Below are 11,765 nucleotides of genomic sequence, written 5' to 3' on the forward strand. Positions count from 1 at the left end.
TGCTCTAAACGCTCGGAATGAGTGTTGCTCTCGACGTGGAACAGGGAGATACCGCGCGTGCGACTCACGCCCACCGAACGCGACCGGCTGCTGCTCTTCGGGGCCGCCGAGCTCGCCAGGTCCCGCAAGGCGCGCGGCCTCAGACTCAACGTCCCCGAGGCGACCGCGCTGATCGCCGACACGGTCTGCGAGGCCGCCCGCGACGGCGCCCGGCTCGCCGAGGCCGTCGAGCGGGCCCGCTCGGTCCTCGGCCCGGACGACGTGCTGCCCGGCGTCGCGGACGTGGTGACCGAGGTGCATGTGGAGGCCGTCTTCGACGACGGGTCACGGCTCGCCGTGGTCTCCGGACCGATCGGACCGGGGCTCGGCGACGAGGCGCCCGGCGCGCTCCTGCCCGGACCCCTGCACGAGGACCCCGCCCCGACCGTGACGCTGACCGTCCGCAACACCGCGACGGTGCCGGTCTCCGTCACCTCGCACTTCCACTTCTTCGAGGCCAACCCCCGGCTCGACTTCGACCGCGCCGCCGCGTACGGGCTGCGCCTCGCCGTCCCCGCGGGCTCCTCGGTCCGCTTCGGGCCCGGCGAGAGCGCCGAGGTCGGGCTGCTTCCCATCGGCGGCGAGCGGATAGCCATCGGCTTCGCGGGCCTGGTCGACGGGCCGCTGGACGCGCCGGGCGCCCGCGAGGAGGCCCTGCGCCGGGCCGCGGCCTGCGGCTACCTCGGCGTACCGGACACCACAGAGCAGGAGGACGAGCGATGAGCCGCCCCGGAGGACACCCGGCCGCAGCGCGCCGCCTCACCCCGTACGAGTACGCCTCGACGCACGGCCCCCGGGCCGGCGACCACGTCCGGCTCGGCGACTCCGGTCTGACGATCCGGATCGAGTCCGACTCCCAGCGGCACGGCGACGAATTCCTCGCCGGATTCGGCAAGACGGCCCGCGACGGACTGCACCTGAAGGCCGCCGCCGTCCGCGACACCTGCGACGTCGTCATCAGCAACGTCGTCGTCATCGACGCGGTGCAGGGGATCAGGAAGGTGTCCATCGGGATCAGGGAAGGGCGCATCCACGCCATCGGGCGTGCGGGCAATCCCGACACGCTCGACGGCGTCGACGTCGTGGTCGGCACCGGCACGTCCATCGTGTCGGGGGAGGGGCTGATCGCCACCGCCGGATCCGTGGACACCCACGTCCACCTGCTCTCCCCGCGCATCATGGAGGCCTCCCTCGCCGCCGGCGTGACCACGGTCATCGGCCAGGAGTTCGGGCCCGTCTGGGGCGTCGGCGTCAACTCGCCCTGGGCGCTGCGCCACGCCTTCAACGCCTTCGACGCCTGGCCGGTCAACATCGGCTTCCTCGGCCGGGGTTCGTCCTCCCACGACGCGCCGCTGATCGAGGCGCTCGCCGAGGGCGGCGCGTCCGGGTTCAAAGTGCACGAGGACATGGGCGCGCACACCCGCGCCCTGGACACCGCGCTGCGCGTCGCCGAGGAGCACGACGTCCAAGTCGCCCTGCACAGCGACGGGTTGAACGAGTGCCTGTCCGTCGAGGACACCCTGAAGGTCCTCGAAGGGCGCACCATCCACGCCTTCCACATCGAGGGCTGCGGCGGCGGCCACGTACCGAACGTCCTGAAGATGGCGGGCGTGCCGAACGTCATCGGCTCCTCGACCAACCCGACGCTGCCCTTCGGGCGGGACGCGGTCGCCGAGCACTACGGGATGATCGTCTCCGTCCACGACCTCAAGACCGACCTGCCGGGCGACGCGGCGATGGCCCGCGACCGCATCCGCGCAGGGACGATGGGCGCGGAGGACGTGCTGCACGACCTCGGCGCCATCGGCATCACCTCGTCCGACGCGCAGGGCATGGGCCGCGCGGGCGAGACCGTGCGCCGCACCTTCGCGATGGCCGGGAAGATGAAGGCCGAGCTCGGTCCCATGGAGGGCGACGGCGAGCGCGACGACAACGCGCGCGTCCTGCGCTACCTGGCCAAGCTGACCATCAACCCCGCCCTCGCGCACGGCCTCGCCCACGAGGTCGGCTCCATCGAGGTCGGCAAGCTCGCCGACATCGTGCTGTGGCGCCCCGAGTACTTCGGCGCCAAGCCGCAGCTGGTGCTCAAGTCCGGCTTCCCCGCCTACGGCGTCGTGGGCGACCCGAACGCCGCGACCGACACCTGCGAACCCCTCGTGCTCGGGCCGCAGTTCGGCGCGTACGGGGCGACGCCCGCCGACCTCTCGGTGGCCTTCGTCGCCCAGGCCGCCGTCGACCAGGGCAACGACAGGATGCCCACCCGCAGGCGCCGCGTCGCCGTCCGGGGCACGCGCGGCATCGGCCCCGCCGACCTGCGCCTGAACTCCCGCACCGGCGCCGTCGACGTGAACCAGCGCACCGGCCTCGTCACCCTCGACGGCGACCCGGTCCGCTCCGAGCCCGCCGACTCCGTCTCCCTCAACCGCCTCTACTTCCTCTGAAGGTGTACGCCATGACCGCTGCCGCCGACGGCTTCCGCATGCCCGCCGAGTGGGCCCCGCACGAGCGCACCTGGATGGCGTGGCCGTGCCCCAACCCGACCTTCGACGACCCCTCGGGCCTGGACGAGTCCCGCCTCGCCTGGGCGAACGTCGCCCGCGCCGTACGCCGCTTCGAGCCGGTCACCGTGGTCTGCGGGCCCGCCCAGTCCGCGTACGCGACCGAGCTGCTCGGTCCGGGCATCGACGTCGTGGAGCGGGAGCTCGACGACGCCTGGATGCGGGACATCGGCCCGACCTTCCTCACCGACGGCAAGGGCCGCCTTGCCGCCGCCGACTGGACGTTCAACGGCTGGGGAGCCCAGGAGTGGGCCCGCTGGGACCACGACGCGAAGGTCGGCGCGTACGTCGCCGACCTCGCCGGAGCCCGGACGTACACCTCGCGGCTGGTGAACGAGGGCGGCGGCATCCACGTCGACGGCGAGGGCACCGTCCTGCTCACCGAGACGGTGCAGCTCGGCCCCGAGCGCAACCCCGGCTGGACCAAGGAGCAGGTCGAGGCGGAGATCCACGCCCACCTCGGCACCACCAAGGCGATCTGGCTGCCCCGCGGCCTCACCGCCGACTACCCCGGCCACGGCTTCGGCACCCTCGGCCACGTCGACATCGTCGCCGCCTTCGCCGCGCCCGGCGTGGTCCTCGTGCACTCCCAGCGCGACCCCGGCCACCCGGACTTCGAGGTCAGCAAGGAGGTCATCGCCGCCCTGACCGGACGGACGGACGCGCGCGGCCGCACCCTGCGCGTCGTCGAGGTGCCCGCACCGACCGTCCTGAAGGACGACGAGGGCTGGGTCGACTACTCGTACATCAACCACTACCTCTGCAACGGCGGCGTCGTCCTGTGCGCCTTCGGCGACCCGAACGACGAGATCGCGGCCGGCATCTTCCGCGGCCTCTTCCCCGACCGTACGGTGACGCTCGTCGACGCCCGTACGATCTTTGCCGGGGGTGGTGGCATCCACTGCATCACCCAGCAGCAGCCGAAGGTGTGATCAAGGAGTACGGAATGGCCGGTCAGGCCCGCGCGCGGAAGAACGCCCCACCGCGCGAGGACGTGTTGGCGGCCGCCATGGAGATGATCGCCGAGCGCGGCCTGGAGAAGCTGACCATGGCCGCGCTCGGCCGCGAGGTCGGCATGAGCTCCGGCCACCTCCTCTACTACTTCCGCACCAAGGACGAGCTGCTCCTGCGCACCCTGGAGTGGAGCGAGGGCCGCCTCGGCGCCGAGCGCGGCCGCCTCCTCGCCCGCCCCGGCACGGCCCGCGCCCGCCTGGACGCCTACGTCGACCTCTACGTGCCCGACGGCCCCGGCGACCCCCACTGGACGCTCTGGCTCGAGGTCTGGAACCGCTCCCTCGGCGCCGACGAGGAGGGCCGCGACCGACAGGCCGCGATCGAGGGCGCCTGGCACCGGGACCTGGTGGCGCTGCTCGCCGAGGGCGTCTCGCGCGGCGAGTTCGGGCGGGTCGACCCCGACCGCTTCGCCACCCGGCTGCGGGCGCTGCTCGACGGGTTCGCCATCCACGTGGCGATCGGGCTGCGCGGTACGGGCCGGGACCAAGTCCTCGACCACGTACGGGAGTTCCTGGACGGAGCGCTCGTAGCGCACTCCTAGGGTCCAGGGCCGTGCGGCGGCCCGTGCGGAACCGCGCCGTGGGAGCTGAGCCAGGTCGACCGCTCGCACGACGGCTCCAGGACCGAGAAGGAGTCCCTGCGGGCGTCCGTCAGCGGCGACGGCCGCACGGTCGTCTTCGAGTCCCGGGACACGCATCTCGTCCCCGACGACAACGACGCCTCCTGGAACGTGTTCGTGCACGACGTGGCATCCGGCAGGAACCAGCGGATCCACGGCACGCAGGGCGGCCCCGGCGAGGTCTACACCCGCGCGCCCGCGATCAGCGCCGACGGCCGGTACCTCACCTTCCTGTCCGAGCTCGCCGAGCCGGGCAGCGAGTACGGCAAGGAGTGGCCCGTCTACCTGCGGGACCTGAAGCGGGGCACGACCGCGCTCGTCACCCCGGACACCTCGGGAGGCGCCGCCACCGCGTCGGTCGGCCCGGGCGGCATCTCGGCGGGCGCCCGCCGGATCTCCTTCGCCTCCAGTGACCCGACGCTGCTGCCGGGTGACACGAACGACGGCGACGACGTCTTCGTGCGTCACCTGCGCTGACGGCTCACCGGATGCCCGGGCGGCGCGGGCGGCGCGACGACGCGCCGCCCGCATCGTGAGACGGGCGTCCCGCCCGGCCGCGAAGCATGGCAAGCTGCCCCCGTGCTCTCGTTCGCCATGATTATTGGCAGCAGGCGCGCCGGTCCGCAGTGACCGCCTCGTATCCATCACGTACGGGCGGACACCGTCGCCTCGACCCGCGCGCAGACCTCTCGCACCCGCGAGGGGTTTTTTCGTTTCCCGGCCCAACTGCAGCCGGACACGGAGCGCGAGGGATCATTGGGGGTGGTGGAGCCGGTCATTCCGGTAGACCGAGATCCGACACAGGAGCCAGATCAGCATGACGGAAACCAGCACCCTCGACGATTCGTTCCACGTCTTCGACACGACGCTGCGCGACGGCGCGCAGCGCGAAGGCATCAACCTCACCGTCGCGGACAAGCTGACCATCGCCCGGCATCTGGACGACTTCGGCGTGGGCTTCATCGAAGGCGGCTGGCCCGGCGCCAATCCGCGCGACACCGAGTTCTTCGCGCGGGCCCAAGAGGAGATCACCTTCCGGCATGCCCAGCTCGTCGCCTTCGGCGCCACCCGCCGCGCGGGCGCAAGGGCCGCCGACGACCCGCAGGTCAACGCCCTTCTCGCAGCCGGCGCCCCGGTCATCACCCTCGTCGCCAAGTCCCACGACCGGCACGTGGAACTGGCCCTGCGCACCACCCTCGAAGAGAACCTGGAGATGGTCCGCGACACCGTCTCCTACCTGGTCGCCGAGGGCCGCCGCGTCTTCGTCGACTGCGAGCACTTCTTCGACGGCTACCGCGCCAACCCCGAGTACGCGAAGGCCGTCGTGCGGGCCGCGTCCGAGGCCGGCGCCGACGTCGTCGTGCTGTGCGACACCAACGGCGGCATGCTGCCCGCCCAGGTCCAGGCCGTCGTCTCCACCGTCGTCGCGGACACCGGCGCCCGGCTCGGCATCCACGCCCAGGACGACACCGGCTGCGCCGTCGCCAACACCCTCGCCGCCGTCGACGCGGGCGCCACGCACGTGCAGTGCACCGCCAACGGCTACGGCGAGCGCGTCGGCAACGCCAACCTCTTCCCCGTCGTCGGCGCCCTGGAGCTCAAGTACGGCAAGCAGGTCCTGCCCGAGGGCTCGCTGCGCGAGATGACCCGCGTCTCGCACGCCATCGCCGAGGTCGTGAACCTGACCCCGTCGACCCACCAGCCCTACGTCGGCGTCTCCGCCTTCGCGCACAAGGCGGGCCTGCACGCCTCCGCGATCAAGGTCGACCCGGACCTGTACCAGCACATCGACCCGGACCTCGTCGGCAACCGCATCCGCATGCTCGTCTCCGACATGGCGGGCCGCGCCTCCATCGAGCTCAAGGGCAAGGAGCTCGGCGTCGACCTCGGCGACGACCGCGCGCTGATCGGCCGCGTCGTGGAGCGGGTCAAGGAGCGCGAACTCCAGGGCTACACGTACGAGGCCGCCGACGCCTCCTTCGAACTGCTGCTCCGCGAGGAGGCCGAGGGCCGGGCGCGGCGCTACTTCCGCGTCGAGTCCTGGCGGGCCATCGTCGAGGACCGCCCCGACGGCACGCACGCCAACGAGGCCACCGTGAAGCTGTGGGCCAAGGGCGAGCGCATCGTCGCCACGGCCGAGGGCAACGGCCCGGTCAACGCCCTCGACCGGGCACTGCGGGTCGGCCTGGAGCGGATCTATCCGCAGCTCGCCAAGTTGGAGCTCGTCGACTACAAGGTCCGCATCCTGGAGGGCAAGCACGGCACGTCCTCCACCACGCGCGTCCTGATCTCCACCTCGGACGGCGTCGGCGAGTGGTCGACCGTCGGCGTCGCGGAGAACGTCATCGCCGCGTCGTGGGGCGCCCTGGAGGACGCGTACACCTACGGCCTGCTGCGGGCCGGGGTCGAGCCGGTCGAATAACCCTCACCCGGAACCCCACCCGAACCCCACCCGGACCCCCGCCGGGGACCCCGCTGGGTTACGTTCGAAGTATGAGGAATCGGACGAAGCGGATCACCGTCGGACTTTCGGGGCTGCTGCTCGCCCTGGGTGCCGTGTCCTTCACTGCTGCGCCCGGGGTGGCGGTGGCGCCCGCGGCCCCGGACGCCTCCAGCGCGTCGGTGGTGGCCGACGCCTGGGAGAAGGGTCCGGTGTACGTGGATCCCGCGGCGGCGGACCAGCTGTCCGAGGCGCAGGCGGACGCCCTCGCCAAGAAGATCAAGAAGGCCGACAAGCCGGTGTTCGTCGCCGTGCTGCCGGACGACTTCCCGCAGCAGAACCTCTTCGGGCAACTGCGCACCGAGACCGGCGTGACCGGCCTGTACGCCGTCCGGCTCGGCGGCGGGTTCGACGCGAAGGCCGACCGGTCGGTGCTGACGCCCAACGCCGTCATCAACCTCGTCTCCCTCGTCCAGGGCGAGGACACCCCCGCCCAGCTCGACCGCTTCGTCGGCCAGGCGCTCGTGCAGGCGCGCGGCAGGGCCCCCGAGTCCTGGGGCGGCGGTGCGGGCGACGGGGTCTCGGCGGGCGCGCTCATCGGGGTCGGCGTGGTCGTCGTGGCGGGCGCCGGGGGCGCGTACGCGATCGTCCGGCGCAAGAAGCGGCGCCACGAGGAGACGCAGCGGGAGTCGCTGCGCAAGCTGTCCGTCGTCGTGGACGAGGACATCACCGCGTTCGGCGAGGAGCTGGACCGGCTCGACTTCCACCCCGCGGAGGCGGGGGCGGACGACGCGATGCGCGCGGACTACGAGCGCGCCCTGGACGCGTACGAGAAGGCGAAGTCCTTCATGGCCGCCGCGACCCGCCCCGAGGACGTGCGGGCGGTCACCCAGTCCCTGGAGGACGGCCGCTTCTCCCTGGCCCTGCTCGCCGCGCGGCGCGAGGGGCGCGAGCTGCCGGAGCGGCGGGCCCCCTGCTTCTTCGACCCGCGGCACGGGCCCTCGACCGAGGGCGTGATGTGGGCGCCCCCGGGCGCGCCGGAGCGCTCCGTCCCGGTGTGCGCGGCGGACGCGGCGCGCCTCGCGGACGGCCGTGACCCGATGGCCCGCACGGTGGCCACGGAGTCCGGCGAGCGCCGCCCCTACTGGGAGGCGGGCCCGGCCTACGGGCCGTGGGCGGGCGGATACTTCGGCGGCGGCCTGCTGCCGGGCCTGCTGCTCGGCACGATGCTCGGCGGCATGATGGCGACGCCCGCCTACGCCGCGGACTACGGCTCCGGATACGGCGACTTCGGCGGCGGCTACGAGGGCGGCGACTTCTCGGGCGCCGACTTCGACCCCGGGGACTTCGGTGGCGGCGACTTCGGCGGCGGTGGGGACTTCGGTGGCGGCGGCGACTTCGGCGGTGGGGGCGGGTTCTAGGCGGCCCGGCCCCGGCCCTGGCCCCGGCCGCGTGACCGCGTGACCGCGTTACGGGGTGACCGCGCGAGGAGGCTTGACCGGGTGATGGCACTTGATCCCACGGCGACATTACGAGACGATACGTATCGTCTTAAAGTCGCGTACGAGGGGACCGCTCATGCCGGAACACGTTCAGGAGCAGTACGTCGAGGTGGCGCCGGGGGTACGGCTGTGGACCGAGCGGCGAGGGGAGCCCGACGCTCCCGCGCTGCTCCTCGTCATGGGGGCCCAGGCCTCCGGTCTCGGCTGGCCCGAGCCGCTGGTGGACGCGCTCGCCGAGCACCACCACGTCATCCGCTACGACCACCGCGACACGGGTCGCTCCAGTCGGACCTTCGACGAAAACCCCTACGCGGTCACCGAGTTGGCCCGGGATGTCGTCGCGGTCCTGGACGGCCTCGGAGTCGGGCGCGCGCACCTCGTGGGCCTCTCGCTGGGCGGCATGCTCTGCCAGCTGGTGCTCGCCGACCACCCCGAGCGGGCGCTGAGCGCGACCCTGATGGGCACGTGCGCGCTGAGTGAGACGCCGTACGTGCGGCCGGACGGCAGCCAGGTGCCCGTCACGGAGTTGCCCGGCGTCGCGCCGGAGATCCTGGAGCTGTGGGCCCGCCCGGCCGAGGAGCGCGACCCGGAGGCCGAGCTGGACCGCCGGGTGGAACACTGGCGCCTGCTGAGCGGGGATCAACTGCCGTTCGACGCGCCGTACTTCAGGGATCTGGAGCGCCGCGTCATCGCGCACGCGGGATGTCATCCCGACTCGTCCGCCCACGCCCGCGCCGACGACTCGGGGATGCTCCGCACCGCCGCACTGGCCCGGAACCAGGTCCCCGTACTCGTCGTGTCCGCCACCGCCGAGCCCGTCTTCCCGCTCCCGCACCCCCAGCACCTGGCTCAAGTCATCGCCGGTGCGCGGCTCGTGGAGATTCCCGGCATGGGCCACTCGCTGGCGCCCGCGGTCCATGAACCCCTGACGAAGGCGATTCTCGGCCACACGCTCGGCACCGGCTGACCGGCCCGCCCGCGGGCGTCGGGCTCAGGCGCCGTCCTTGATCGCGGAAATGTCGAAGTTCAGCTTGATCTTGTCCGAGACGAGGACGCCGCCGGTCTCCAGCGCGGCGTTCCAGGTGAGGCCCCACTCCGAGCGCAGGATCTCCGCCTTGCCCTCGAAGCCGACGCGCTCGTTGCCGAACGGGTCCTTGGCCGCGCCGTTGAACTCCAGGTCGATGGAGAGCGGCTTCGTGGTGCCCAGGATCGTCAGGTCGCCGGTGATGCGGTAGTCGTCGCCGCCGAGTGCCTCCGCCTGGGTGGACCGGAAGGTCATCTCGGGGAACTCCTCGGTCTTGAAGAAGTCCGCGCTCTTCAGGTGCCCGTCACGGTCGGCGTTGCCCGTGTCGATGCTGTCGATCTTCACGTCGATGGAGGCGGTCGAGCGCGACGGGTCCGAGCCGTCCAGGTGCAGCGACCCGGTGAAGTCGAGGAAGGAACCCTTGACGTTGGTGACCATCGCGTGCCGGGCGACGAAGCCGATCGTCGTGTGCGCGGGGTCGATCGTGTAGTCGCCGGTCAGCGCGGCGAGCTCCGGGCTGACCGTGGCGGGGGCGGCGGTGGCGGTGCCGGTCGCCGTGGCGGTTTCGTTCTTGCGGCCGAAGATGCCCATGACGTGCTCCTTGGGGGACGAGCTCCGATGGAGAGCTGCTGTTGAATGTTCAACAAGAACGACGGTAGCGCCATACGGTTCAATGTTCAACCTCCAGGGATGGTGCATTCGGGTGAATGGGTTCAGCGCCACCGTGGCACCATGAGGACTTGTAATGGTGCCATCGTGGTGCCACTATGGCGTTATGAACCTCACGCAGTACGTCGATCAGCTCCGGCAGGAGCTCGCGGTGGCCGCCGCGGCGGGCGGGGACGAGGCCCGCGCCCTGGCCGAACGCCTCACCGCCCCCCTGGAGTCGGCCGCCCGCCTCACCCTGCTCAACGCGCTCTCCGCCGCCGCGGACGAGATCACCGCCGATCTCGCGCCGGGCTCGGTCGACGTACGGCTGCGGGGCGTCGACCCCGAATTCGTGGTGACGCCGCCGCCCGCCGCCGAGGCGTTCGACGCCAAGGCGGAGTACGAGGCCCTCATGGCGGCGCAGGCGCCGCCTCCGCCGCCTCCGCCGCCCGCCGCGCCCGACGCGGTGGACGACGGCGGCACCGCCCGGATCAACCTCCGCCTCCCGGCCCACGTGAAGGCCCGGGTCGAGGAGGCCGCGAGCCGGGACGCCCTCTCGGTCAACGCCTGGCTCGTCCGCGCGGTCTCCGGCGCGCTGGGCCAGCCGGACACCCGCTCCGGCGCGAAGTCCGGGCGGCATGAGGGCTGGAGCCCCGGCAACACGTTCACCGGCTGGGTGCGCTAGGCCGTGTCCGCGACGTCACGCCTGCCCCGCGAGGCCTGGCGCGCACTGTCGTCGCCCAGCCCGCCCTCCGCCCTCCGCCCTCCGCCCTCCGAGCGAACGCCGTGACGTCGAGGACACGACCCGGCGCGGGCCCGGCCACCCGCCACCGGCCCGACCCGCACAGGACTTAGCTCCCCCTTCACCGACCGAGCCCCCGTGGCTCGACGAGCCCCCAGGACGGGACAGTCATGCCTGCTTTCGACACTCCGAAGCCCATCGCCGCCACCGTCGCGTTCGAGGTGGGAACCCTCCGCATCGTGGCGGGAGACCGCGCGGACACCGTCGTCGACGTACGCCCCACCAGCGCGTCCCGGGACGCGGACGTCAAGGCAGCCGAGCGCACCCGCGTCGAGTACGCCGACGGCAAGCTGGTGGTCAAGGGTCCCAAGGAGCGCTCCCTCTTCGGCAGGAGCGCGTCCATCGAGGTGGACATCGCGCTGCCGGCCGGCTCCGAGGTGCGTGCCACGGTCACCATGGCGCACATCACCGCCGAAGGCGCGCTCGGCGAGGGCGAGTTCAAGACCTCCGCGGGGGACGTGCGGATCGAGCGGGTCGGCGAGGTGCGGGCCGGTACGGGGTTCGGTGACGTGAGCATCGGCCACGCGAACGGGCCGGCCCACGCCACCACCGGCTCCGGTGACATCCGGCTCGGCGAGGTCCGGGGCGCGGTCGTCGCGAAGAACTCCAACGGCGCCGTGGACCTCGGCGACGTCGAGGGCGCCGTCACCGCCAAGACGGCCAGCGGCTCCGTCACCATCGCCCGCGCGAGCGCCGACGTCTCCGTGAAGACCGCGAACGGCAACATCCGGGTCGGCGAGCTGGTGCGCGGCACGAGCGAGCTGGAGACGGCGGCGGGCAGGATCGAGGTCGGCATCCGCGAGGGCACGGCCGCCTGGCTCGACGTACGGACCCGCGGCGGCGCTGTCCGCCAGACGCTGGAGGAGGCGGGCGCGTCGGCGTCGGAGGTGCCCGACGAGGCCACCGACACGCTCAGGCTGCGCGCCCGCACGGGCTTCGGGGACATCACGATCCATCGCGCCTGACGGGGCGCCGGGCGCCTGCCCGGAACTCCGTCACCGGCTCCGCCGGACTCCGTACGCATTCCTCAGCTGCCACCCGGACAGCCGCCCGGAACCAGAATCGAACTGGTGTCCGATGGCGAAGCCTGCCCCGACACGAACCCGATCCGAGAACGAG

At 72.6% G+C, this 11,765-nt stretch carries 12 protein-coding genes; 10 read left to right on the forward strand and 2 right to left on the reverse strand.

Annotated features, from left to right (window positions below; translation table 11 throughout):
* The first annotated feature begins 57 nt into the window (after window positions 1-57).
* From ureA to ACZ69I_RS31650, 4 genes are read left to right on the forward strand one after another with little or no spacing between them, the layout of a single operon-like run.
* Window positions 58-762: an urease subunit gamma gene (gene ureA, locus ACZ69I_RS31635; protein WP_470836001.1), complete on the forward strand. Its 705-nt coding sequence runs from the start codon at window positions 58-60 to the stop codon at window positions 760-762.
* Entirely contained in the window at window positions 759-2,480 is a 1,722-nt protein-coding gene (locus tag ACZ69I_RS31640) for an urease subunit alpha (RefSeq protein WP_470836003.1), read from the forward strand. The genes ureA and ACZ69I_RS31640 overlap by 4 nt, the downstream gene beginning before the upstream one ends.
* A gap of 11 nt (window positions 2,481-2,491) precedes the next feature.
* Window positions 2,492-3,529, forward strand: coding sequence for an agmatine deiminase family protein (locus ACZ69I_RS31645; protein WP_470836004.1), 1,038 nt, complete (start codon window positions 2,492-2,494; stop codon window positions 3,527-3,529).
* Window positions 3,530-3,543: 14 nt separating this feature from the next.
* Window positions 3,544-4,152, forward strand: a complete 609-nt coding sequence (locus ACZ69I_RS31650) for a TetR/AcrR family transcriptional regulator (RefSeq protein WP_470836006.1) — start codon at window positions 3,544-3,546, stop codon at window positions 4,150-4,152.
* On the opposite strand, the gene ACZ69I_RS31655 is transcribed toward ACZ69I_RS31650, so the two are convergent.
* Complete coding sequence (locus tag ACZ69I_RS31655; protein ID WP_470836008.1) at window positions 4,149-4,304, reverse strand: hypothetical protein; 156 nt, start codon at window positions 4,302-4,304, stop codon at window positions 4,149-4,151. The genes ACZ69I_RS31650 and ACZ69I_RS31655 overlap by 4 nt on opposite strands.
* A gap of 43 nt (window positions 4,305-4,347) precedes the next feature.
* Here ACZ69I_RS31655 and ACZ69I_RS31660 point away from each other — a divergent pair, with 43 nt between their 5' ends.
* The 4 genes from ACZ69I_RS31660 to ACZ69I_RS31675 all read left to right on the forward strand — a co-directional run bounded on the left by ACZ69I_RS31660 (window position 4,348) and on the right by ACZ69I_RS31675 (window position 9,139).
* Window positions 4,348-4,707, forward strand: coding sequence for a hypothetical protein (locus ACZ69I_RS31660; protein ID WP_470836009.1), 360 nt, complete (start codon window positions 4,348-4,350; stop codon window positions 4,705-4,707).
* Window positions 4,708-5,047: 340 nt separating this feature from the next.
* A complete protein-coding gene (cimA, locus tag ACZ69I_RS31665) occupies window positions 5,048-6,652 on the forward strand; it encodes a citramalate synthase (protein WP_470836010.1) in 1,605 nt (534 codons plus the stop codon).
* A gap of 71 nt (window positions 6,653-6,723) precedes the next feature.
* Window positions 6,724-8,091 carry a hypothetical protein gene (locus ACZ69I_RS31670; RefSeq protein WP_470836011.1) on the forward strand — a complete coding sequence of 456 codons (1,368 nt, stop codon included), beginning with the start codon at window positions 6,724-6,726 and terminating at the stop codon, window positions 8,089-8,091.
* A gap of 157 nt (window positions 8,092-8,248) precedes the next feature.
* A complete protein-coding gene (locus tag ACZ69I_RS31675; protein WP_470836013.1) occupies window positions 8,249-9,139 on the forward strand; it encodes an alpha/beta fold hydrolase in 891 nt (296 codons plus the stop codon).
* A 24-nt stretch (window positions 9,140-9,163) separates the two neighbouring features.
* Here the strand turns inward: ACZ69I_RS31675 and ACZ69I_RS31680 are convergent, their stop codons facing one another.
* Window positions 9,164-9,787, reverse strand: coding sequence for a YceI family protein (locus ACZ69I_RS31680; protein ID WP_467671679.1), 624 nt, complete (start codon window positions 9,785-9,787; stop codon window positions 9,164-9,166).
* Between the two features lie 184 nt (window positions 9,788-9,971).
* On the opposite strand from ACZ69I_RS31680, the gene ACZ69I_RS31685 reads away from it, so the two are divergent.
* A complete protein-coding gene (locus ACZ69I_RS31685; RefSeq protein ID WP_470836015.1) occupies window positions 9,972-10,529 on the forward strand; it encodes a hypothetical protein in 558 nt (185 codons plus the stop codon).
* A 227-nt stretch (window positions 10,530-10,756) separates the two neighbouring features.
* The gene (locus ACZ69I_RS31690) at window positions 10,757-11,611 is read left to right on the forward strand and encodes a DUF4097 family beta strand repeat-containing protein (protein WP_470836016.1); all 855 of its coding nucleotides are present in this window, start codon (window positions 10,757-10,759) and stop codon (window positions 11,609-11,611) included.
* Window positions 11,612-11,765 lie beyond the last annotated feature (154 nt).

This window comes from Streptomyces sp. NPDC036815 (assembly GCF_055609205.1).

Excerpts from the sequence above, each read along its gene's own strand:
- ACZ69I_RS31690 (WP_470836016.1), top strand. The coding sequence starts at position 10,757 with ATGCCTGCTTTCGACACTCCGAAGCCCATCGCCGCCACCGTCGCGTTC.
- ACZ69I_RS31685 (WP_470836015.1), top strand. The coding sequence starts at position 9,972 with ATGAACCTCACGCAGTACGTCGATCAGCTCCGGCAGGAGCTCGCGGTG.
- cimA (WP_470836010.1), top strand. The coding sequence starts at position 5,048 with ATGACGGAAACCAGCACCCTCGACGATTCGTTCCACGTCTTCGACACG.
- ACZ69I_RS31670 (WP_470836011.1), top strand. The coding sequence starts at position 6,724 with ATGAGGAATCGGACGAAGCGGATCACCGTCGGACTTTCGGGGCTGCTG.
- ACZ69I_RS31640 (WP_470836003.1), top strand. The coding sequence starts at position 759 with ATGAGCCGCCCCGGAGGACACCCGGCCGCAGCGCGCCGCCTCACCCCG.
- ACZ69I_RS31675 (WP_470836013.1), top strand. The coding sequence starts at position 8,249 with ATGCCGGAACACGTTCAGGAGCAGTACGTCGAGGTGGCGCCGGGGGTA.
- ACZ69I_RS31645 (WP_470836004.1), top strand. The coding sequence starts at position 2,492 with ATGACCGCTGCCGCCGACGGCTTCCGCATGCCCGCCGAGTGGGCCCCG.
- ACZ69I_RS31680 (WP_467671679.1), bottom strand. The coding sequence starts at position 9,787 with ATGGGCATCTTCGGCCGCAAGAACGAAACCGCCACGGCGACCGGCACC.
- ACZ69I_RS31650 (WP_470836006.1), top strand. The coding sequence starts at position 3,544 with ATGGCCGGTCAGGCCCGCGCGCGGAAGAACGCCCCACCGCGCGAGGAC.